The 22,303-nt window shown below is 44.3% G+C and carries 18 protein-coding genes; 10 read left to right on the top strand and 8 right to left on the bottom strand.

The features are described 5' to 3' along the window. Positions 1-68: 68 nt before the first annotated feature. The gene (gene ltaE, locus NHN17_RS02140; protein ID WP_255040465.1) at positions 69-1,076 is read right to left on the bottom strand and encodes a low-specificity L-threonine aldolase; all 1,008 of its coding nucleotides are present in this window, start codon (positions 1,074-1,076) and stop codon (positions 69-71) included. Between the two features lie 310 nt (positions 1,077-1,386). Here ltaE and NHN17_RS02145 point away from each other — a divergent pair, with 310 nt between their 5' ends. Continuing rightward, positions 1,387-1,689 carry a hypothetical protein gene (locus tag NHN17_RS02145; RefSeq protein ID WP_255040466.1) on the top strand — a complete coding sequence of 101 codons (303 nt, stop codon included), beginning with the start codon at positions 1,387-1,389 and terminating at the stop codon, positions 1,687-1,689. Between the two features lie 85 nt (positions 1,690-1,774). Here NHN17_RS02145 and NHN17_RS02150 read toward each other — a convergent pair whose 3' ends face one another. After that, positions 1,775-2,656: a LysR family transcriptional regulator gene (locus NHN17_RS02150; protein WP_255040467.1), complete on the bottom strand. Its 882-nt coding sequence runs from the start codon at positions 2,654-2,656 to the stop codon at positions 1,775-1,777. Positions 2,657-2,781: 125 nt separating this feature from the next. Then, positions 2,782-3,906 (bottom strand): N-acetylglucosamine-6-phosphate deacetylase, encoded by a 1,125-nt coding sequence (nagA, locus tag NHN17_RS02155; protein ID WP_255040468.1) that lies wholly within the window; start codon positions 3,904-3,906, stop codon positions 2,782-2,784. Between the two features lie 237 nt (positions 3,907-4,143). Between nagA and NHN17_RS02160 the strand changes: the two genes are divergently transcribed. Next, positions 4,144-5,556: an MDR family MFS transporter gene (locus NHN17_RS02160; RefSeq protein ID WP_255040469.1), complete on the top strand. Its 1,413-nt coding sequence runs from the start codon at positions 4,144-4,146 to the stop codon at positions 5,554-5,556. A gap of 140 nt (positions 5,557-5,696) precedes the next feature. Beyond that, positions 5,697-6,458: a DmsC/YnfH family molybdoenzyme membrane anchor subunit gene (locus NHN17_RS02165; RefSeq protein WP_255040471.1), complete on the top strand. Its 762-nt coding sequence runs from the start codon at positions 5,697-5,699 to the stop codon at positions 6,456-6,458. 76 nt (positions 6,459-6,534) lie between these two features. Here NHN17_RS02165 and NHN17_RS02170 read toward each other — a convergent pair whose 3' ends face one another. Together NHN17_RS02170 and NHN17_RS02175 are read right to left on the bottom strand one after the other, a co-directional pair. Next, on the bottom strand, positions 6,535-7,074 hold the full coding sequence (locus tag NHN17_RS02170; RefSeq protein WP_255040472.1) for a hydrolase: 540 nt from the start codon (positions 7,072-7,074) through the stop codon (positions 6,535-6,537). Between the two features lie 78 nt (positions 7,075-7,152). Beyond that, positions 7,153-8,697 (bottom strand): glutamate synthase-related protein, encoded by a 1,545-nt coding sequence (locus tag NHN17_RS02175; RefSeq protein ID WP_255040473.1) that lies wholly within the window; start codon positions 8,695-8,697, stop codon positions 7,153-7,155. A gap of 231 nt (positions 8,698-8,928) precedes the next feature. On the opposite strand from NHN17_RS02175, the gene NHN17_RS02180 reads away from it, so the two are divergent. Both NHN17_RS02180 and NHN17_RS02185 read left to right on the top strand, forming a co-directional pair. Continuing rightward, entirely contained in the window at positions 8,929-9,618 is a 690-nt protein-coding gene (locus NHN17_RS02180) for a VC0807 family protein (RefSeq protein WP_255040474.1), read from the top strand. A 173-nt stretch (positions 9,619-9,791) separates the two neighbouring features. Further along, positions 9,792-10,118 carry a peptidylprolyl isomerase gene (locus NHN17_RS02185; protein WP_255040475.1) on the top strand — a complete coding sequence of 109 codons (327 nt, stop codon included), beginning with the start codon at positions 9,792-9,794 and terminating at the stop codon, positions 10,116-10,118. Between the two features lie 498 nt (positions 10,119-10,616). Here NHN17_RS02185 and NHN17_RS02190 read toward each other — a convergent pair whose 3' ends face one another. Further along, positions 10,617-11,948, bottom strand: coding sequence for a winged helix-turn-helix domain-containing protein (locus NHN17_RS02190; RefSeq protein ID WP_255040476.1), 1,332 nt, complete (start codon positions 11,946-11,948; stop codon positions 10,617-10,619). A 317-nt stretch (positions 11,949-12,265) separates the two neighbouring features. Here NHN17_RS02190 and NHN17_RS02195 point away from each other — a divergent pair, with 317 nt between their 5' ends. The 3 genes from NHN17_RS02195 (at position 12,266) to NHN17_RS02205 (ending at position 17,582) form a co-directional block, all read left to right on the top strand. Further along, complete coding sequence (locus NHN17_RS02195) at positions 12,266-13,489, top strand: autotransporter outer membrane beta-barrel domain-containing protein (RefSeq protein ID WP_255040477.1); 1,224 nt, start codon at positions 12,266-12,268, stop codon at positions 13,487-13,489. Between the two features lie 347 nt (positions 13,490-13,836). Then, positions 13,837-17,148: a pullulanase-type alpha-1,6-glucosidase gene (gene pulA, locus NHN17_RS02200; protein ID WP_255040479.1), complete on the top strand. Its 3,312-nt coding sequence runs from the start codon at positions 13,837-13,839 to the stop codon at positions 17,146-17,148. Positions 17,149-17,312: 164 nt separating this feature from the next. Then, positions 17,313-17,582 carry a hypothetical protein gene (locus tag NHN17_RS02205; protein ID WP_255040480.1) on the top strand — a complete coding sequence of 90 codons (270 nt, stop codon included), beginning with the start codon at positions 17,313-17,315 and terminating at the stop codon, positions 17,580-17,582. A gap of 76 nt (positions 17,583-17,658) precedes the next feature. Here NHN17_RS02205 and NHN17_RS02210 read toward each other — a convergent pair whose 3' ends face one another. Both NHN17_RS02210 and NHN17_RS02215 read right to left on the bottom strand, forming a co-directional pair. Continuing rightward, positions 17,659-18,171: a hypothetical protein gene (locus tag NHN17_RS02210; protein ID WP_255040481.1), complete on the bottom strand. Its 513-nt coding sequence runs from the start codon at positions 18,169-18,171 to the stop codon at positions 17,659-17,661. 100 nt (positions 18,172-18,271) lie between these two features. After that, positions 18,272-19,249, bottom strand: coding sequence for a GlxA family transcriptional regulator (locus NHN17_RS02215; protein WP_255040482.1), 978 nt, complete (start codon positions 19,247-19,249; stop codon positions 18,272-18,274). Between the two features lie 155 nt (positions 19,250-19,404). Between NHN17_RS02215 and NHN17_RS02220 the strand changes: the two genes are divergently transcribed. After that, positions 19,405-21,255 (top strand): beta-ketoacyl synthase, encoded by a 1,851-nt coding sequence (locus NHN17_RS02220; RefSeq protein WP_255040483.1) that lies wholly within the window; start codon positions 19,405-19,407, stop codon positions 21,253-21,255. Between the two features lie 148 nt (positions 21,256-21,403). Further along, the gene (locus NHN17_RS02225) at positions 21,404-22,282 is read left to right on the top strand and encodes a PfkB family carbohydrate kinase (RefSeq protein WP_255040484.1); all 879 of its coding nucleotides are present in this window, start codon (positions 21,404-21,406) and stop codon (positions 22,280-22,282) included. Positions 22,283-22,303 lie beyond the last annotated feature (21 nt).

Genomic DNA, 22,303 nt, shown 5'->3' on the forward strand with positions numbered 1-22,303 from the left:
AGTTAAGCGCCTATTTGAAGTGATAAATACGCGCTTATTAAGCCTATGCAAGCCTGCTATTTTAGTTTCTACAATGCGGCTTCAAGTTCATATAGGAAGGTATCGATATCGGCACTGCTAATATCGATATGGGTCACTAGTCGCATCGGATTGCCCGGCGTGACAATGATATTTTTCCCTTTTAGTCTTGTGGCAAGCTGCTGTTGGTCAATACTTGGATCGACTTTAGTAAAGACAATATTGGTTTGGACGATACCGGTATTAACCGTAAAGCCAGGTAAGCGGTTTAATCCTTCAGCCAGCTTTTTGGCATTCGCATGATCATCGGCTAAACGTGCTACGTGATCGGTCAAGGCAATCTTTGCCGCCGCAGCAAGAATACCAGCCTGACGCATCCCCCCTCCGAGCACTTTACGCCAGCGGCGTACTTTTGCAATGAAGGCTGTGTCACCAAGCACCAGTGATCCAATCGGGGCTCCTAACCCTTTTGATAGGCAAACTGTCATTGAATCAAAGTACTGGCTGATCGTTTTGATATCGACATCTAAAGCGATAGCCGCATTGTAAACCCGGGCTCCGTCTAAATGTAGTTTTAGGTTGTGTTGGTTAACGAATTCACGCGCTTCAGCCATATAGGAAAGAGGAAGTACCTTGCCATTGATGGTGTTTTCAATGCTTAACAGACGAGTACGTGCAAAATGGGCATCGTCAGGTTTGATAGCGGCAGCCAACTTAGTAAAAGGAATTGTGCCATCTTTTTCATTTTCAATCGGTTGAGGTTGTATCGAACCTAGGACTGCAGCACCGCCACCTTCGAACATGTAATTATGCGCTTGTTGTCCGCATAGGTACTCATCACCACGTTCGCAGTGCGCCATCAGTGAGAGTAAATTGGCTTGGGTGCCTGAGCTGCAAAATAGTGCACTCTCAAACCCATGTCGCTCTGCAGCCCATTGTTCTAGATCGTTGACGGTTGGGTCATCACCGTAAACATCATCGCCGACAGGGGCATTAGCCATTGCTTCGCGCATGGCCTGAGTAGGGCGGGTTACTGTATCAGAACGAAAATCTATCATGGGTACTTCCTTGGTATTTACGGTTTAGTCCAGCACTTTTTCGCGGGGCATATGACTTTGCCAGAAACTGGGCTGGGAGCATAGAAAACCGTGCCATGATTTTTCTCAAATCTCGAAAATTTGATATCGAGCAAAAAAATGAATGAATAATTGTTATCCTTTTGTGAATTTTCATTTGGTTGTTCTTGGTTTAACTAGACTTACTAATGAAAAGACTGGGGGCGCTGCATGCAGCGTTGGACAGCGACTGGCATTTGTGAGTTCGCTGTCGCGGGAGAATCATGGCGTAAGTCAGATAGGAGGTTGCCGTATGTTGGCTGAGCATAGGCATTTCATTTTACCTGGAGAATCAAAACTTCATGCTGATGTGACAATAAGTCCTGTCGGAGAGCTTGAAGTTAATATTTTGGAGCAGAATAATCGTTTGAGTGGTGAATTTGACCAGCTGTATTTCTATTCTGAAGGTAAAGAAACGGAACTCATTTGCAAAAATCAGCTTGAAAGAGATGATGTGCAATGGCATCTATCTCTGTCGAGTGATGATGCTAGAGAGCTCGCCAAATTGATAGAGCTTGCTGAAGAAGAATATGAAATTCTGATGCGAGATCTATAATACTTAGCCCTTAATGGGGCTTTGGCATTGGGCGAAACATTGACCTATTTATCCTGCTTATTCAGCAGGATTTTTTTGTTCAATATCACTCTAGCAGCTGCGTTATCATATTCATGATTTGAAGATAGCGTTTGGGTAAAGGCCTGTGCTGCTTCCATATCAAGTAGAGCTCTTGACTAACAGTATTCGGCACTGAAAATGTTTTAATTTTGTCCTGGAAGCTAAAATGGTCAACGGCCTTTTCTGGTAGTACGGTAAAGCCAAGGCCTTTAGAGACGGGAAGCAAAATTTGATTGAGCTGGTTTATATAGCCCGTTATTTTAACTTTGTTGAAATCGAAATGGCTGTCACTGTAATTGGCTAGGTGTACCTGCTGTAAGTAATGCTTACCGTCTGGGTGGTTGATAAAACCCAGTGAGTACAATGACTCTTTATCTAATTTCTCATCCGGATAGTTAGCTGGCACGACAACGCATAAGGCTTCTTCACCAATTTTCTGTTGGTCGAAGTATTGATCTGTGACGGCATGGGTAATGATACCAATATCAAACTGCCTGTTTTTGATCCCTTCTAGAATTCGATGGTTGGGTGCTGACTCCAAATGAATGCTGATAGCTTGATGATTTTGCTGGTGATCAAGGAAGTGAGGGTAGAGAAACATTGCGAGCGAACCTGAGCAAGCCAAATGGCACTCTCCACTGAATGGGTCATCAGCCAACAATTGACCTAATAACTGTTTTTCTTCTTCTTGTCGTCTCAGGCCGTAATGGTATAGCTGTTGACCCGCTGGTGTTAGCTCAAATCGCTTGCCGATACGTTTGATTAACGATGTGCCTGTTTGTTCTTCTAGTTTTTTAATATGTTGACTGACCCCTGGTTGAGTCATAAAGAGCTTTTCGGCTGTTTGCGTGAAATGGCCAACTTCAACCAAGGTAATAAAGGTGTGGAGCCACTGGGTGTTTAACATGGCATAAGGTACTGTTTTAGATATGCATAAGTGATAAGTACCATCTGGGGGGGAATCGCGTCAAGCGGATACCGAGGAATATAGTATCCACTTGATGCGAGAGGCATTATATTAACATGATGAAATTAAAGGCGCTTAATCCCCATTTGATACACTGAGCACACCTCATTGCGGTCATTTAGTAATGTAATATTGGCTTTGTAACCGGGTAATAGACGCCCGTACTGGTTATCAATACCGATGGCTTTTGCTGGGTAAAGGCTAGCCATTCGTAGCGCTTCTTCTCTGCTAAGGCCAACATGTTGGATAAGGTTTTTCACACCTTCAATCATCGTGATCGCTGCACCAGCAATCGTGCCATCTGCGTAATGGCATTTGCCGTCGGTGACATAGGCTATTGTACCTGCCATGTCATATTCGGTCATATCTGTCCCGGCAGGTGCGACTGCGTCGGTTACCATAAAGAGCTTTTCACCAAGTTGCTGGTGGGCGATCCGTACCGATGCATATGATGAGTGGATGCCATCGACGATAATGCCCGCATGCGGTTTTTTATCAAAAATATAACCAACCGCCCCCGGCTCACGTGAGCCAAGTGGCGTCATCGCATTGTATAAGTGGGTTGCCATCTTCAAATGACTTTTACTTGTCAGCTGTTGGTAGTTGGCATTGGTATGGCCGAGTGAAACAGTGATACCAGCGTCGTTAAGCGTGTCGATAACAGCTTGTGATGTGTTTTCTGGCGCAAGTGTAATGACAGAGATGTGTTTGGCATTATCAGCTAGGTAATGGGCGGTCTGCTCATCCAGAGTACGGATATGACTCTCATTGTGAGCCCCTTTTTTTTCTTTGCTAATAAATGGGCCCTCAAGGTGTAGTCCGATAATGCCTTCATATTGTGGTGCTTCAATTTCAGCAACAAGTTCAACCGCTTGACACATTGTCTCATGTTGGCTTGTGATCAGTGTCGGTAGATACTGGGTAGTGCCATTTTGGATGTTAGTGAGATTCATGGTGTCGAGTGTATGCTTAGCAATGTCGACATTTAGCATGACACCACCACAGCCATTGAGCTGAAGGTCAATAAACCCCGCAGTAGCAGTAGCTCCTTGGCCATCGTATACCGTTGTAGGCAGGCAGGCTCCTTTCATTGGAATGACCGTTTCAATTGTATCGCCATTAACAATAATAGCTTGGTTTTCAAGGATTTCTTGACCGTTAAAAACATTGATATTTGTGATAGCGTACATAGGCACCCCAGCTATTGAACCTGTATAAAATAAGTGAAAGCGCAACCTTGTAAATATGCAAATAGAAGTGAAATAAGGTTACTTAATTCGGTATAAAAAATAAGTTAGAGCAATAGTTGCCGCTTGTCAATGCTGTTTGAGTTATTGGGGAACATTAATATGAGGTGTGCTAAATAATCTTCTGTTTTCGAAGTCAACTGTTTGGATTATCCTTGTTGCGCATTCATAGGAGATTTTATGTCGCCAAAAACGATTTTTTCCAGCGTAGCATTGGTTATTGCGCTGGGATCACTAGAAAAAAGTATTGTCACAACGCCTTTGCCGATTATCGGTGAAGAACTTGGTGCCGGGCAGGCATTAACCTGGGTTGTTACTGCATATTTGTTAGCAGCCACCGCTGTGTTACCGGTATATGGCAAACTCAGTGATATTTTTGGTCGGGTAAAAATGCTGAATATCAGTGTTGTTTTGTTTTTACTCGGATCGGTTGCGTGTGCCATTGCCCAAGATTTGCCAACGCTTGTTTCGGCAAGAGTACTTCAGGGAATCGGTGGTGGTGGCCTTATTGCACTTGCCTTTACTGTCATTGCCGACTGCATTCCGGCCAGAGAGGTGGGTAAATACCAAGGTTATATCTCTGCAGTGTATGCGGCGTCCAGTATCGCAGGGCCCTTACTGGGGGGCTTCTTCGCCGAATATTTAAGCTGGCGATGGGTATTTTGGATCAACCTTCCTTTAGGCGCCTTGGCGATTTGGATGATTAATACCAACCTCAAACACCTGAGTAAAGGGCGTGACAGTCGCTTCGACTGGGCGGGGGCGGGGTTGTTAATGACGATTACAACCTTGCTGCTGTTGTTGATGTCACCCGATATCATGATTAGCCAAATTACTTTAATCGCAGCACTTGCTATATCCATAGTGTTGTTTGCCATTGTGGAAAAACGTGTTGTAGACCCTATTTTGCCGATGCGAATATTTCGTCTTCCGGGTTATTTGATCAGCGTGTTGTTAATCATGTGTTCCCAGTTATTGATGTTTGCAGTCCTGGTGTACTTACCGCTTCAAATGCAATGGCAACATGGAATGACAGCATCTTCCAGTGGCTTGATCATGATGGTCTTTATGATGAGTATCACCAGTGGGGCATACCTTGGCGGTAAGCGAATTGCTAAAACGGGATTCTATAAGTCTTTAGTTGTGTTTGGTTTTGTTATGTCCGTTATTGCCGTTTATATGCTGTACCAAGGCGTAATGATGACAGTTGCATTGGCTTTTGCGGGCGCTGGACTAGGATTGACGTTACCTAGTTTGAATGTGGTGGTGCAAAATGTATTGCCTCCTCAAGATCGAGGGATTGGCCTGTCGATGTTTGGCTATGGCCGCGAATTTGGCGGCGCTCTAGGTGTTGCTTTCTGTGCGGCCTTGTTTCATCTTAAAGTGCCGGTACTTGTTGGTGAGGGAAGTGCTGATGGGTTGTCGCAGTTTGACTCTATTGTATTAGCTGAGGGCTTCACTATGACCTATGGAGGGTTGGTGGTGGTCGCTATCGTGTCTTTGTTGGTGACGATTACCTGTTTGAAAGCGCAACCATTGTCGTCGGATGTGGCCAAGCCGAAACGCGCATATAAATCAGAACAAGCTGAATAGCGGTTTAAAATCGTGTGATTGGAAAGTCAGCCCAGTTAACGTGTTTGCTGGGCTTTTTTGTGGACAAATTGTTGCTGTCAGGCAAAATACGCCGCCTTACGTTTTTTAATTCGTCAGAGAGTATGACGACGAGGTGAGTTATGGCTTGGTTTGAGTGGCCATTTATTATTTCAAGTGTGTTGACCCAGATGTCGATTGGCGCATTTATTGTTCTTGGCATGGTGTTATTGAGTGGAAAGCTGTGTTTCGGTCAAGCAGATCGCTTGCACAAGGCGATGCTGGTTTTATGGTTAATGTTATTCAGTGCACTCTTGCTGAGAGAGTTGAACTTGATGTTGACTCACGTCGATGAGGGATACCGTATTGGTGTTGAAGTACTTCTCGCGATCATGTTTTTTGCCATTGCGCTATTTTATTGGTTCGTTGAAAAAGCGCTGATAGGTTCGGATCTTTTCCGAAAGTGCTGTTTGGTTTTAGCTATTTTCATTGGAGGTAGCTACCTCATTCATGGCTTAGTGATGAGAAGTGATCAATGGCTGGTAACTTTGCACTTTTTTGCGACGGCACTTTGTGGTGGTACCTTACTTGCCCATGCTTGTTTAGTGAGAGCACAGCATAAAGTCGAAGAGTTAAACACGCTATTGCCTCGTCTAGGTGCGATTATAGCGGTTATCTGCCTGCTTACAGGCTTGCCACAGCTCGGGGAATTATCTCGTCAGATCGATACGACGGGAGTGATGATGCCGTTTATCTCACAGGCGATCAGCTTGGGGCTGCTGTTGGCGGCTGTCGGTGTTTGGTTAATGCCACTGGTGACAAAAAGTAAGCCGATATTGGGCGTTTTGACGTTTGCGTTGTCGCTGAGTATGGTTTCCTCATATTTTGCTGGCGTGGGTTATTGAGCTATCAGCATAGCGTGAAACCATACAGTTAGAATGTAAACGCGGTGTCTAAGCACCGCGTTTTTTATTACCATAATTACTTAACGACGCTAAGAATGTCTCTAAATCGCTCACCTTCGGCAACTTCTTGCAGCTCGAAGATTAGCATCTCGGCTGTTGTTAACGAAGCGCCAAATTGTTGCATTTTATCCAATGCAATTTGTTTGTTAGTTGGATTGCGTGAAGAGACAGCATCGGCGACCACTTCGACATGGTAATCAGCGTCAAGCAGTTGTCGCACTGTTTGATACACACAGATATGGGCCTCAATACCGACAACTACGATGTTCTTGCAGCCTGATGCTGACAAAGCCTTGATGAACTGCGGGTCGCGATAGCAACTGAAACTATTTTTAGCGATAGGGGTATGATCATGTAAGTGATCAGTAATTTGCGGGATGGTTGGGCCTAATTTGTGTGGGATCTGCTCTACCCAGATAATTGGGATATCCAGAATTTTAGCGCCTTTGACAACGGTTTCTAAATTTTTAAAAAGCGTATCCTTGCTGTCCATGATTTGCGCAAGCTTGCCTTGGACATCAACTATCACCAGTGCAGTATCGTTTGTTGTAAGCATATGAATATCCAATCATTAGTTGAGTGTTTACCATATAGGAATTTACGCTTGATTGAAAATGCAGTGTTCGCAATTTTTCTACTCGCGCCGCTTAAAACCAGAGTACTCAATCCCCGCGAGATGTGCCATTTGCTCATTCCAAGTCGCCAAGTCATCTTGGTTAAACTGGTTCAGGTGATGGTGACCACATGCTCGCGCCATCAATTGCATTAATTCAGTGGATGCTGTGAAGAAGTTAGCCAGTTGGGTGGCGACACGACTTGGATCGAGCTTTTTACGCAGTTCAGGGTTTTGAGTGGCAATGCCCGCAGGACAGTTGTTGGTGTTGCAAATTCTGGCCCCGACACAGCCGATGGCCTGCATTGCACTGTTGGCAAGGGCAACACCGTCAGCGCCAAGTGCCATCGCTTTGATAAAATCAGTAGGAGTTCGTAAGCCTCCAGTAATTATCAGCGTAACCTCTCCTGACATACCTTGTTTGTCGAGGAAGTACCTTGCCCGAGCAAGGGCTGGGATAGTGGGGACACTGATATGATCACGAAAGATTTTCGGAGCGGCACCCGTTCCTCCGCCACGTCCATCGAGAATGATGTAATCGGCACCGGCTTCTAAAGCAAACCCCATATCCTTTTCGATATGATTGGCGCTGAGTTTGAAACCGATTGGGATCCCACCGCTGATCACCCTTACATTGTCGGCGAATGCCGCAAAGTCTCGGGGTGTTTTGAGATCTTTAAATGTCGGAGGAGAGATAGCATCTGTACCTTCTTCAAGGCATCGGGTTTTTGCAATTTTGCCTGTATTTTTGATAGCGGGTAAATGACCACCGGTACCGGTTTTAGCTCCTTGGCCGCCTTTGAAGTGGAAAGCCTGAATTTTTTTCAGCAAACCTTCATGGTAACCAAACATGGCACTGGCTAGTTCATAAAAATAGCGGCTGTTAGCTTGTTGCTCTTCAGCAAGCATTCCGCCTTCCCCAGAGCAAATCCCGGTCCCGACCAACTCTGCACCCATCGCAAGGGCAGTTTTGGCTTCTTCAGAGAGTGCACCGAAACTCATGTCAGATACAAAAAGCGGAATATTGAGTACAAGCGGTTTTTTGGCCTTTGGTCCAATCACTAATTCAGTGCCTACCTTTACATCTTCCATCAGAGGCTTTTTGGCCATTTGGGCTACCATTATTTGGATATCATCCCAGTCAGGTAGTTGGTAGCGCGGTACACCCATCGCCGTCATTGCACCATGATGCCCAAGGTTCTTGAGGCCTTCTCGGGCTAGCTGATGAATTAACTCGATATTGGGTTCTTCTTTTGTGGCTTTTGCTGTTGGCAACTCATTTGAACGGGTAGTAATGCCTGGACCTTCTTTGCCAATATCCTCCGCGTTGAACTCTTTGTGGGAACCATCACAGAAAGGGGCATTACCGGTATGCTTACAGGCACAGAGAAAAGCATCGCCGTCTTTTTCTGCTTTGAAGCTCTTTGGTTTGAAATTGGTGGTTTGATGTGAACCGTCACAAAAAGGCTGTTTTGCTGACCGTCCACAAGTGCAGAAGTAATAAGTTTGTCCTTTTTCCAACGGGACCTTTACCGGTTTGTTATCGGCGACCACTGGCTTACTCATGTCATATACCCCCTACCTACAGCCAAATCATTGTGGGGAAAGTATGGGAGAGGATAGGTGGGTTTGCATCATTTGGAATGAGGTTAAACTTGGATTTCTCAATAGAATGTTGATGAATTTTGCCTATTTCGCAAACGCGATTTAATCTTTTGTAACGGTCGCCTACTTTACAGCAGGGCCATTTCACGGAACAATGCAGATGTTTACGTTTGAATAACTTTGTAAAATATTATGACGGAAAAGAAAGCTAGTCCTTTTAATGATTTGATTTTTAACGTTATCGTGCCTTCAGTCGTTTTGATGAAGCTAAGTGGTGACGAGTACCTTGGCTCTGTTGGCGCACTTGTTGTCGCCTTGGCTTTTCCTGTTGTACTGGGTAGTTATGAGCTGATTAAATACAAAAAGTTTAATTTTATCTCGCTGTTGGGTTTTATCAGTGTATTGCTTACCGGTGGTATCGGGTTGCTTCAGCTTGACCCTAAATGGTTAGCGGTTAAAGAAGCTTTGATCCCGGGCCTCATAGGCGTCGGTGTTTTTGCTTCTACATTCACGAAGTACCCGGTTGTGAGCAAGATGCTTTTCAACGAAACGGTATTGAATCTTCCGCTGATCAACGAGAAGCTTAATGAATTTGGTCGTAAGAGTGACTTCGAACGTCGTTTGCTCACGTCAAACTACCTGTTTGCCGGCACCTTCGCTTTTTCATCTGCGATGAATTACGTACTGGCTAAAATGATTGTTACTAGCCCTTCAGGCACACAAGCCTTTAATGAAGAGCTGGGCCGTCTAACTCTGGTGAGCTATCCTGCTATCGCGATTCCATCAATGCTGATGATGATGGGTATATTCTTCTATATGTGGCGCCAAATCCGCCAGATGACTCAGTTAGAAACTGCAGACATCCTTAAAACGGAACAATGACAGTTCATATTGTGATTAAAGCCAGCAGAATGCTGGCTTTTTTTATATCAAGAAAAGCCGGCAGTTGGTGGAAGTGCCATTGACGTGTATAGTTCAGTCAAAATGCTTTCTGGTGAAAGCGAATTGAATTGAATGATGTTGTTTTTAACAGCGTAGAAATAATGAGGTACTCCATGGCAAGCACAGCACATGCGCTTCACATTCTGGTGAAACACAAGGAACTCGCAGAAGATATTCTTCAGCAGCTGAAAAAAGGCACAAAATTCCAAACGCTGGCAAAGAAACACTCAACGTGTCCATCAGGCAAAAAGGGCGGTGATCTGGGTGAGTTTCGTAAAGGCCAGATGGTGCCGCAGTTTGATAAGGCGGTATTTTCGGATAAAGCGATCAGTACCAGCGAAGCACTTAAATTGAAAAATCCGGAATTGCGTGGTGTGATCCCTGAAGCGATAAAGACCAAGTTCGGCTGGCACATCATCAAGGTGCTATACACGGTCTAGCCAAAATACTTCACGTCAGGAGGCTCCCTCTCCTGACGTACCTGATGGCTATTTACGTTACACAGCGGGCATTGTGGTATTCGATAAGAAGTATTAATTTATGTGCTTATTCGGAAAATCAATGACTGAATTTTCCTTTTTGCGTGTGTCAGACCAATTCAAAATTGCCGCATAATAGTAACGGACAAGTGTGATCCACAGAGCGGTTACGATGCAGCCGGTGAAGATCAAGGCTCCAGCAAGTTGAGTTTGGGCTGAGAGCAGTAATAGAAGCGAAATGGCCACACCTACAGCAATGAGACCGAGTAATGGCTTGAAAGTTAAGTTGAAGAAGACTCTCAAGTTATAGAAAAAATGATAAACAGCCTGTTTTAGTATCATCAGTTAGCCTCTCATTCTTGGAATGCCCAGATGCGCCTTTAATATGTTATTTACATTTTGGTTTGCTCGCAACCTTTTATCTGGGAATTGTGGTTATCTACGACTATTTTGTTGATCTCAAAGGCAGTTTGTTTCGTTTTCAAACTTAATGGGCAGCATAGAACATTTACCTTTAATCAACTTATTAAATACATTGTCATCGCTCTTACTTATGCTTTTGCTTTTGATAAACCAATGAAACTCATAGCCTTCAGATAACCAAAGTTGTAATTGATCTTGTCGGTAAAGTAAGTAACTGGTGTATTCGTCAACGTCGACGTTGAAATCATTCGTTTGGCTTTCATGGTCGCCGAGAGGCTTGATACCAAGTTGCTGTTTGTCATCGGGGCTTAGGACCGAAGAGAAATATTCTGGATAGTTTTTCATCGTAATTAAAAATGGCATTGGGCTTGAGTCGGCCATAATAGATCGTACTCCGCGAAGTGAAGCGGCAATAAACTCACTTTGATCCGCGTTTGGCTGATAGTTAATAGATGTGAATAGCCACATCCCTTCGCCAACTAAATTGGCAAAATGGTGAGAAAGGCTTATCGTGAAATCACCATCTTCAAGAAAAATGTTGTAGGATTTAACCCCAGACTGAACAGAAGTGTTGTCTTTTAGCACATTCATCGCTGCCAAAGCGGGTACTTTTGGCAAGTAATTACCCAGTAGTTCCCATACCGTGCTTAATTGCGAATGTTTAAAGCTAATTGCGTGCGCCGTGTCGATATCACAGCCGGTAGGGGTTTTATCGCAAATGGCAATCGAGAAATTATCATCTAATTTATGGATAAACATCAGTTTATTGCTGAGGTTACCTGGTGTAATGAATATATCACTAGCCTGTAGTAGGTAGTCGAAATCATCTTGGTGCATGGACAGAAATACAAGGGTGTTGTTTTTCTCATCATTGACTAGCTTATATTTATATTCAATGGGGTCCTCACTGGCAAGAAACCCTATCAATACGGTAATGGCGGCCAGAATGAGGGATAGAACTAGGCCTATTTTAACTTTAGAGTGAGGCTTTTTATGCTTGGGCGTGTTAGTTAGGGCATGGTATTCATCAGATGTAAGACAACCCTGAATATTGATCTGATAGCCTAAGCGAGGGACAAGCTTAATGAACTGACCGACTTCTTCTTCTTTTAGTTTGATCCTAAGGGTGCGGATTGTTTGAAAAAGTGAGGTTTCTGCTACTTCTTTTCTCGCCCAGCCAACCGACAAAAGCTCTTCTTTGCTAACCATATTTGGTGATTGATCGATTAGCTGAGATAGGACTTCTTTTTCAGCTCGATTGAGAGAAACGTTACCTAAAATAGTGAATAGTGTTTTTTTTTGGCTGTCGAAGAAAAAGTTATCCGAAATCTGTGCTATGTGAGCCGAAGCTTTAACTTTCTTAGGCATGAATTGCGCTCAGTGTCATATGTTATCGTGTGTGAAGGCGAGAGACCGTTTAACTTTTAGTCATAAGTATCTATATAATTTGACAATTTTGCCATAAGTTGAGTATTACAACCATACCGATAGCATTATTTTACTCTCTAGTAAGGGTGAAATTATCCGAAATGAGAAAGTTATAATATTAAAAAAAAGAGGTTTGTATAGTTTTTGCGACGACTGATCAGTTCGTGCTTTTTGCCTTCAGTAGCTATCTACACTCATAACTATAAGCCACATCGTAGTGACTAGATAATTAAGTGGCATGAAAGTTTGGGGGCGTTATGATTCCGTCAGCTGTAAGGGCAAACTCCTGCCTGCCCATGATCTGTATCGTATTTTCTGTAACGGTTAGTGAAGCTAAAGGCTCTGATTTATTTGATGGGGCGTTTACCAAAAAGTTATCTGCAGAAGTTGATACTGCAATGGCAGAGATCAAAGGCATGGCAAGCCATGTCCGAGGTGATAAAGTTGATAAGAAATACCGGTCTTTAGATAGTCATGCAAAGTCGGTTGGAGTAAGGCACGCTAGCCGTTCTTCATATGGTTACGTTCCTTTGTATAGCAATGATCCTCTCTCAATGTATTCACCTCCGGGGCTACCAGAAAAAGCGTTATCTGACAGTAATGCGTTTGGTGATGGTTACCACTCACAAGTCGCGGGGTATATTCGTGTTGATAATAACGCTCTAGTAGATAATGCGTCGCTTAATAAATCGGTAGAGCAGGAACACAGTGGCTATTCATTAACCCTGGGTGGAGATTACTTATTCCAAAACCAATATCTATTTGGTCTTACCTTGGGCTTGCCATTTTACAAGCCAATGTCGGAAGGCAGTGATACCGAGATCGACGGTTTGATGGCGTCGGGATACTTTACTTACTTTCAAGATGCTTGGTTTGTTGATTTCAATGCTAGCTATGCGGTAATGGATACTGACATAGAGCGTCGAGTCACTCTATATACCGATCCTGTCGTGGGTAACACCAGCGAAGCGGATTCTGATATTTGGGTTTTTTCGCTGGGTACGGGGTACATTTTTAACTACAACTATCTGAATATGGCGTTTGAAAGCAGTTTACAATATACCTTGTCAGATTCCGATCGCTATGAAGAAAGGTTGTCTTTGAGTAATTCGAGTTACCTTTTCTCGAAGATTGAGGATGTTGATGCGTTAGAGTCAACCATGCTGATCACCGGCATGAGTATATCGCATCCCTTTAGGACACCATTTGGCGTGTTTCAACCCTATGCGAAAGGGTATGTTCATTACGATATTGCCAGTGGTAAAGAGCGGATCATCTCGCAACTCAAGTCTAACTACTCTGGCAGTATATTACCTATCGTGATTGAGTCAGATGATGATGTGTACGGGCGTGTACATTTGGGTATTTCAGGTGCATTGGGCAAAGATTGGTATGGCTATGCGGAAGCAAGCCAGTTAATTTGGCATGACGACTTATCAGCTTATACCATTTCTGTCGGGTTAAGTATGGCGCTTGATTGAACGTTAGCCGTCACATTTTTGTAGATAGAAATAATACCTGCCCGGCAAAAGCCGGGTTTTGTTTGTTATCTATATGTGATAAATGGTGCCGTGTAAGAATTTGGTGGTAAGTCTTATAGTTACATTTAGCTGAGGTGGTGATTAAAATGTCAGCGGATGCATATTGTTCCTTCTGTACAAACAGTGACACTTAGCTCAAAAGGTTATGAACTGTTGTTAATAAACTACATTTTAGTGCTTTTGATCACAGTATGCTGAGCACTATATTAAGTATTGTTCCCGTCATAATTAAAACTCAAATTTTATACTTCCCCCCATAAAATTATGAGTATAAAGGGAAAAATCTCGTGAACTTTAAACTATCAACGGTTGCAAAAGCCGTGATTCCACTGTGTTCTGCATTTGTTATTGCTGGCTGTAATAGCTCGTCGTCTACTGATGGTAAGTTTGATACAACCAATCCACCAGCGATTGATATCGAATTACCAGAAACAGATGGCCCAACAGCTTTCTTGCCACAAAGTGGATCGGTTGAAGAGCCAATTAAAGCAGGAGCAGGTGAAGCCGTAATTTATATGGTGGCGAAAAATGATAGTACGAAATCACTGTCATCTTACAGTAATTACAGTCTTCATCTATGGAACAATGATGCTTGTGATCGTGCAGCGCTAACGCCTGCTTGGGATGATAAATCGCTTAAGCCTGTCGGGGAAGATGAGCTGGGCCCTTACTGGAAGCTACCGCTTAAAGACGGCAGTACAGAATGTATCAACGTCATTATTCGCGACGATAACCTAAACAGTCAATTAGGCAGTGATGCAAAGCTTGATTTCAATGAAATCAAAGATAGAACGGCGTCTTATGTTGTGGGTAGCAGTCAGGCCTATGATGATCGTGGTGACGCTTACGTATTACTTTTTGGTGTGGCTAACGCAGAAGCACATTTAGTTGAAGGTCACACCCTTATTTGGAATGGGGCTGAATCGGCAGATGAAGTTCGCCTATATGTTCAGCTTGAGGGCGGTTTTGGTCCGAACAGCGAAAATAAATATGATGCTGAATATATTGTATTGGAACCGACAGTCCTTAGCGCTGATGTGAAAGCCAAATTCCCTCACCTTGCTAATAAACGAGCATATTCAATCGATAGTGCTATTGATATGCGCCCGGTGATGAAAGCAGAGTTGGCTGCAATCGCTGTTGATGAAGAGGGGTTGGTACTTAATGGTACCAAAGTGCAACCTGCTGGTGCTTTCGATCAGCTGTTTGCCAGTGCTGCAGCGAACATCGAGTTAGGGGCCGTAATTGAGGGCAATTCGACCCAGTTCAAGGTATGGGCACCATCGGCACAAAATGTTATTACCGTCCTATTTGGTGATGACAAAGAAGAGCTTGGTCGCCTTCAGATGGATTACGATGAAACCTCAGGGGTGTGGTCACTGGAAACAGACAAAGCACCGAATGGCACTTACTTCCGCTATTTGGTTGATGTTTTCCATCCAGTTTCAGGTAACGTTGAAAGTTATCAGGTGACAGATCCGTACTCATTGAGTTTATCGATGAATTCTGAGTACAGTCAGGTGATTGATCTTGATGATCCAGACCTCAAGCCACAAGGTTGGGATGATCTTCAAAGACCGATCGATCAATCTAACCCGGCACAGTTTGTGATTTATGAATCACATGTACGTGATTTTTCTGCCCAAGATGAATCTACAACGGCTGATGCTCGCGGCAAGTTTATTGCATTCACGCAGCCAGATACTGTGCCTGTCAATCATTTAAAATCATTGAGTGAAAGTGGAGTTACGCACCTTCACCTGCTACCTATCTTTGATATTGCCACTATCAATGAAAACCCAAATGAAGCGGCGAATATTGAAGAACCGTTCACTAAGCTTTGTGAAGTGAATGCTGCGGTGAAAGATTCTCAGTTTTCGAAGTACTGTTCATCAGGTATGACGATTGCTGAAGCACTAGAAGAAGTAAAACAAGACGATTCTAAAGAAAACCCTGTCGTGCAGGAATTGAATCGGTTTGTTTCAGATGCCGATGGCTTTAACTGGGGTTATGACCCATTCCATTACACGGTACCTGAAGGCTCTTACTCAACAAATCCTGATGGCCCGCAGCGAATCAAAGAATTGCGTGAAGCGGTTATGGCTATCAAAAATGATATTGGTATGAATGTGGTGATGGATGTGGTGTATAACCACACCAACTCAGCAGGTCCAGAACAACGTACTTCAGTATTGGATAAGCTTGTACCATGGTACTACCAACGCTTGAATCCAGTGACTGGTAACGTTGAAAACTCTACCTGTTGCTCGAACACGGCACCAGAGCGCGCTATGTTTGAGAAAATGATCAGTGATTCGCTGGTGGTGTGGTCGCGAGATTACAAGATTGATTCATTCCGATTCGATTTGATGGGTCACCACCCACTGGATCAAATGCAGCGTTCGTTGCTGGACGTTCAAAAAGTTGATCCGAATACCTACTTCTATGGTGAAGGCTGGAACTTCGGTGAAGTAGAAAATGATGCACTGTTTGTTCAGGCCACTCAGCCAAATCTTGGTGGTACAGGGATCGGTAGCTTCTCTGACCGCTTGCGTGATGCCGTACGTGGCGGTAGCCCATTTGATAGCAAAGAGGGGATCCGTAAAACACAAGGGTTTGGTAACGGTGCGTTTGTTCAGCCTAACGAGTATAAAGAGGTAACGAAAGAAACGGCTTTACATCTTGCTGATCTCACACGCTTAGGCATGGCCGGCAACCTGAAGGATTTTAAGTTTGTTGATTCAACGGGCACGGCAATACGTGGTGATGACTTGGATTACAACGGTCAGCCTGCAGGCTATGCGGTCAATCCTACGGAAATCCAAAACTACGTATCGAAGCACGACAACCAGACACTGTGGGATAACAACCAATATAAGGTCGGTTACGACGTAACAGTTGGTGAGCGAGTGAGAATGCAGGCGGTGTCCATTGCGACGGCGATGTTAGGTCAAGGTATGCCATTTACCCATATGGGCTCTGAACTGCTTCGCTCTAAATCAATGCAGCGTGATTCTTACGACTCAGGTGACTGGTATAACTTGGTAGATTTCACCCTTAATGACAACAACTGGGATAAAGGTCTACCACGCAAGGATAAAGATGGTGACAACTACGCGTTGATTGAAGAGGTGATCTCTTCGGCGGGTGCTAATGCTAAACCAACCCAAGCGGATATGACCGCAATGGTTGAGTATTTCAAAGAGCTTGCTTTACTGCGTAAGTCTTACCCGTTGATCACACTAGGATCTGGTACCGAAGTGAACAAGCGTGTTGATTTCCATAATACCGGCAGTGCCCAAACGCCAGGTTTGATTGTGATGTCCATTGATAACGGTACGGCCTCTGGGACAGATCGTGACAGCAGCCTTGATGGGATAGTGATTGTTATCAACGCGACTAACGAATCACAAGAGGTGAATTGGACGACGGATCTAACGTTAAGCCCTTACCACACATCGGCGTTAGCATCACAGGCAAGTGTTGCTGATGCTGAGAATGGTGTTGTGGCAACGGTGCCTGCATGGACACCAGCTGTATTTGAAATTCCTCGTAAAGAGGGTGTTCGAGGACAAGGTATTCCAGTATCTAAAAAATAACTAAAATTATTTACTGACTTAAAGTCCTCAAAAGTGAGGGCTTTTTTATTTTATATACGTTAAGAAAAGGGGGGAAGTGAAGATAAACACACTGTTCATCATTGGTTCATTTTTAATGCGATAAACTGCAAAGCATGAAAAGACGATAGATAAGAAGGTTAGCGATGAAAAATACACTTACCAGCATCTTTGCCCTAATACTGGGTTTTATCACGGTGACATTCGCTGCTGTCATTGGGCTATTCATTGGTTTAGGCGCACTAATTGCTCGCCCATTTATCAAAAAGAAAATCAATGCAGCCTATGAAGAGGCACTAAAACAGCAAGGTTATAGTCAAACTCATCAACAAGAACAGCATGGTTCAACGATTGATGGTGAATACGAAGACATTACCCAGTCAGCACCTCACGGCTCAAAACAGTCGTTAGCATGAAATAAAGACGAATAACTTAACGCCAGCTTTTAAGCTGGCGTTTTTTATTTGTAGGTAATAGTTTGGTCGGCAATGGTTAAGGGCGGTAATGATTTTTGACACAGGTGAGGAAGTCAGTTACGTCCTGCTCTTTAGCGTTGAATCGATACTTCTGCTTGTTACCGCGTAACTCAAAATGGCCCTTATCTTCTTTCACTAGCGTGGCAAACACGTCGAATGCTTGTTTGTCGCTGGTGCCTCCCAGCATGACAAAGCGCCCAACGGTATGCTTGTTACCATTATTTCGCCAGTTGGTGGTAAAGACTTCTACAGGGCTGCCGGAGCGGTAGTAGTGGATATTTTCAAACCCGGTTGGATGGTCAATGTCGGTTTTCAGATCAACATAACGATGACGCATGGCGTTATTGGTAATGATCGCGATTTGAAGATCAGTCACGAATGTATTTTGCTGGCTTTTAGTGAGATGGTAGATGTCGAGTCGACACATATTTTCGTTGTTGAGTGTTCCGCTGGTGGGTTGGAGTTTGGCACTAGCATCGGTACACGCGAGATTTAAAGCAAACAAAAGTGGAAAAGTGAGGTGCTTCATACAACGGCCCTTGAAAACATCCTCTCAAAGCATAGTGATTCATGCTGTCTACCTGCTGTCTTAAATTAGCTACAAACATCAAAATCTCTCGTTTAGACGACTAGGGGTTATAGATCTTGGTTTTCACCATTCGTCGATATTGGCTCGGGCTCATATTGAAGTTCTGTTGAAACCGGGTTGAGAAATGATGGGCGTCTTTGTATCCCACCTGTTCTGCTACATCTTGGACTGACATACCAAAATCACGCAATAACTGCTGAGCGGCATCCATCCTTAAGCGCTGAAGGTGCTGGTGGGGTGTTTCGCCGACTTGATCTTTGAACTTTCGATTAAAGGATCGCAGTGGTACATCGCAATGATCCGCGACACTTTGCGCTGTTATTGGTTTCGCTAGGTTCCGTTTCATCCAGTCTTGGGCAAGTGCTATAGATTCATCAAACTGAAGTTGGCCACCAATTTGATAAAAAGGTTGTTGGGTCGATTTCGTTATTTCGTGGCCGAAATGCGTTTCTATGGTTTGGGCTGTTTTTTGTCCGAAATACTCGGTGATTAAGTACAAGATCATTTCTGATTGTGAGTTGATACTGGTCGTACAGTAGATCCCATCTGCTGCAGTGATAGACGCTTGGCGGTTTAAGATAACGTTTGGGTATCGGCTAGAAAAAGTATCGAAAAAATACCAATGGGTGGTGGCGACTTGACCATTGAGTAACCCCGTTTCAGCTAACCAAGCCACACCAGTCCCAGTGGCAACCAATTTGGCACCTTTTTGATACTGGCTCTTGAGCCATGGAATAATCTCAGGTGAGCGGTGAATCGATTGTTGAGGGTTCCCCCACATGGGAGGAAGGATCAAAATATCGAAGGCTTGCGGGTCATCGTAAGTGATATCCGGCTGAAGTTTAAGCCCTGCTGTTACCTTGGTCGGTGCTAGTTTAGGCGCGATCAGTTTGATAGAAAACGGCTCGTTCCGTTGTTGTGTACGTGGCCTGAGGCTGGCTGCCGAACTGAGCATCTCGGCGGCAAGGGATATCCCTGTGATTAATGCTCTTTCGTAAAGAAGGAAACCTATTTTCATGATTTATGGGTGTTTGTTCATAATTGAAAACTGTTGTATTGAGTGATTTGAAATCAACTTGGCCTTTATGTCGCATATATTGGCATAAATACCAGGTGAATGAACAGTGTAAATTGGTAATCTATGCTGACTAAAATTTTGAGAGCAGGTTTAGGATGTCTAAGTTACCGCTAATTGTAGGCTTCGGTGGTATTAATGCCGCAGGTCGTAGTTCAGGTTTTCATAGCTATAAGCGCATGGTTGCAGATGTACTTAGTGACAGCGATATGGCATCGACTTGGCAAGACTTAGCACATCGTATGGGCATCTCTGGCGACACGGCTGCCGATCCTGAGGTGATTAAAGCGCTCAAAGAGGGAACATTAGTTCGACGTATTGAATCTTTCGATCCTGATAGCTTGCGTTATCAATATAAAGCCGCTTTGAATGGTGGGCAGGAAACTATTAGCTTTACGCTTCGTAAGTCAAAATTACCAACGCGTATTCCTGACAACTGGCGGGTGGAAGAGCAGGGCAGCAAAGTGACAATTACGGTCAGCGGTGAGCTAAATGCATTGCTGGAAGACCGAATCGCCTTCCCAGTGACTAGCGGCGGTAATATCCCTACTGGTTTTGATCCGGCAAAGCTATACAATTCTCGTTTTCACCCGCGAGGCCTGGCATTGACTGTTTATGGGGCATCTGATGCACTTAACTCGCTGGGCATGGATTGGGGTGAAGTTCTGAAGCATATCAAACCGGATCAGGTCTCAGTCTATGCCGGCAGTGCACTTGCACAAATTGATGATAACTCGTTGTCGGGTATGTTAGCGGCACCTTTAACTGGAGGTCGTGTTAGCTCGAAAATGATGGCACTTTCATTCGCTGAAATGCCTGCGGATTTTATTAATGGCTATGTCATTAATAGTGTCGGTACAACCGGTACCAGTATGGGGGCTTGTGCCACATTTTTGTACAACCTGCGCCAAGGCTTGTTGGATATTCAACAGGGAAAGTCTCGAGTGGCGATTGTCGGTAATGCTGAAGCGCCTGTGGTTGCTGAAATCATGGAAGGTTTCCGTGTCATGGGGGCTCTTGCTGAAGATGCTCAGCTTAAAGCACTAGATAACAGCGAGACGGTTGATAATCGTCGTGCTTGTCGCCCGTTTTCGTCCAACGTTGGTTTCACCATGGCAGAATCGGCACAGTTTGTTGTCTTGATGGATGATGAATTAGCCTTAGAATTGGGCGCGACCGTGTATGGTTCGGTTGCTGATGTGTTTATCAATGCAGATGCCAATAAAAAATCAATTTCTGCTCCTGGGGTAGGTAACTATGTGACTGTCGCCAAAGCAACGGCTTTGGCAAAAGCTATCTTAGGGGCTGAAGGTGTCAAACGAACATATGTTCAGGCACACGGTACCGGTACGCCGCAGAATCGAGTAACTGAGAGCCACATTCTTAATGAAGTGGCTAAAACTTTCAGTATTGATAACTGGCCGGTAACGGCAATTAAGTCATATGTTGGCCATTCAATGAGCGCCGCAGCGGCTGATCAGTTAATAGCCTCGTTGGGTGTATGGCAATATGGTTGGATCCCTGGGATCAAAACGATCGACCATATCGCTGATGATGTGCATCAGTCGAATTTGAACATTTTAACTGATCACTACTTCGCGGGGGATAATGGTAAAGACTATAAAGCGGTGATCCTTAATGCCAAAGGCTTTGGAGGCAATAATGCATCTGGTTTGGTTCTTTCACCACAGCAGACGATGGCAATGCTATCTAAGAAGTACAGTAAGGATGTGATATCGGCTTATAGGAATAAAAATCAGTCTGTCTCTGAGCAAGCTGTTGCCAATGACAAGGCAGCTTGCTTGGGTGAGGAGATTATTCGATATCATTTTGGTGAAAATGTTATGGATGAAACCTCGATTGAGATGACGCCAGAGTCGATCAAGCTGTCCGAGTTTACATCGTCTATACCTTTAGCGACCGATAATCCTTATGCCGATTACAGTTAAGCTTTACTTCACCTCGACGAGGGAGAGTTAACGGATATAAACCGCAGTTAATACACTGCGGTTTTTTTATGGTAACGTTATACCAACCAATACGTAAGCATCTGTGTAATAGCGTATTTACATCTTTGAAGAGTATGGAGTCAGAAACTTGGCAAACGTTATGTTGGTTGCAAATCTAAACTGTGATCGGGTTTTACAGTTAAAAGAGTCATTACAAGCGGGTGGCAGGCATCATTATCAAGATCTTGGCCGGCGTTTAGGTGGTGGCGGAGCCAATACCGGATTAGCCTTGGTTTACGCAGGGCACCAAGTCACTCTGGTAAGCCAAGTAGGTCGTGATGAAACCGCTGACTGGCTACTGGCCGAAGCCAGTTTAAAGGGGCTGAATTGCTCGTTGTTACAGCGTAATGACATTACGACCCCAGAGTTGATGCTATTAATGACACCAGACGGTGAACGCACCATTATTCGCCCAGAGCGTCCAGCTTTCTCACTTGGGCCTGCTCCTGATTTTACTCGTTGGGATGGTATTTATATCAACTCCAGTGCTCAAGGGGTCGAGCAATGGTCGACAGCTGCCCTTGAGCAAAATGACGCGATTTTAGTTGTTGCCCAACTACCCAAAAGCCATAGCCAACGGCCATGCCAAGTACTTATCACATCTCAATCCGATTTAGACGCACACATTGCATCGTCAGAAAGAGCTACAGGGATCAATGATATTCCGCCTTTCCAGTATGCAAAATCTATTGCTGGTGTATCTTTGGAATACTTTATCGTCACGGATGGGGAGAATGGGGCTACAGCCTATAGTGATTCAGAGCAAGAGTCTGTGCCGGCAGTCGCTGCTGATGTCGTTGATACAACAGGTGCTGGGGATGCATTTGCCGCTGGTGTGATCAGTGGATTACTCGCAAAGCTGTCGATTTCCGAGTCAATGACTGTTGGAGCAAAGTGGGCAGCTATCGCTGTAGCAACGGCCAGCTCGGTTCCCGGCGATGAATTTCAGGCATTCCTTGCTCAGTAATACCAATCTGGATAAGTGGTT

Source organism: Photobacterium pectinilyticum (genome assembly GCF_024357955.1).
Classification (GTDB): Bacteria; Pseudomonadota; Gammaproteobacteria; order Enterobacterales; family Vibrionaceae; genus Photobacterium; species Photobacterium pectinilyticum.

Bases quoted from the DNA above. Each gene is read 5' to 3' on its own strand.
- ltaE (WP_255040465.1), bottom strand. From the start codon at position 1,076: ATGATAGATTTTCGTTCTGATACAGTAACCCGCCCTACTCAGGCCATG.
- NHN17_RS02145 (WP_255040466.1), top strand. From the start codon at position 1,387: ATGTTGGCTGAGCATAGGCATTTCATTTTACCTGGAGAATCAAAACTT.
- NHN17_RS02150 (WP_255040467.1), bottom strand. From the start codon at position 2,656: ATGTTAAACACCCAGTGGCTCCACACCTTTATTACCTTGGTTGAAGTT.
- nagA (WP_255040468.1), bottom strand. From the start codon at position 3,906: ATGTACGCTATCACAAATATCAATGTTTTTAACGGTCAAGAAATCCTT.
- NHN17_RS02160 (WP_255040469.1), top strand. From the start codon at position 4,144: ATGTCGCCAAAAACGATTTTTTCCAGCGTAGCATTGGTTATTGCGCTG.
- NHN17_RS02165 (WP_255040471.1), top strand. From the start codon at position 5,697: ATGGCTTGGTTTGAGTGGCCATTTATTATTTCAAGTGTGTTGACCCAG.
- NHN17_RS02170 (WP_255040472.1), bottom strand. From the start codon at position 7,074: ATGCTTACAACAAACGATACTGCACTGGTGATAGTTGATGTCCAAGGC.
- NHN17_RS02175 (WP_255040473.1), bottom strand. From the start codon at position 8,697: ATGAGTAAGCCAGTGGTCGCCGATAACAAACCGGTAAAGGTCCCGTTG.
- NHN17_RS02180 (WP_255040474.1), top strand. From the start codon at position 8,929: ATGACGGAAAAGAAAGCTAGTCCTTTTAATGATTTGATTTTTAACGTT.
- NHN17_RS02185 (WP_255040475.1), top strand. From the start codon at position 9,792: ATGGCAAGCACAGCACATGCGCTTCACATTCTGGTGAAACACAAGGAA.
- NHN17_RS02190 (WP_255040476.1), bottom strand. From the start codon at position 11,948: ATGCCTAAGAAAGTTAAAGCTTCGGCTCACATAGCACAGATTTCGGAT.
- NHN17_RS02195 (WP_255040477.1), top strand. From the start codon at position 12,266: ATGATTCCGTCAGCTGTAAGGGCAAACTCCTGCCTGCCCATGATCTGT.
- NHN17_RS02205 (WP_255040480.1), top strand. From the start codon at position 17,313: ATGAAAAATACACTTACCAGCATCTTTGCCCTAATACTGGGTTTTATC.
- NHN17_RS02210 (WP_255040481.1), bottom strand. From the start codon at position 18,171: ATGAAGCACCTCACTTTTCCACTTTTGTTTGCTTTAAATCTCGCGTGT.
- NHN17_RS02215 (WP_255040482.1), bottom strand. From the start codon at position 19,249: ATGAAAATAGGTTTCCTTCTTTACGAAAGAGCATTAATCACAGGGATA.
- NHN17_RS02220 (WP_255040483.1), top strand. From the start codon at position 19,405: ATGTCTAAGTTACCGCTAATTGTAGGCTTCGGTGGTATTAATGCCGCA.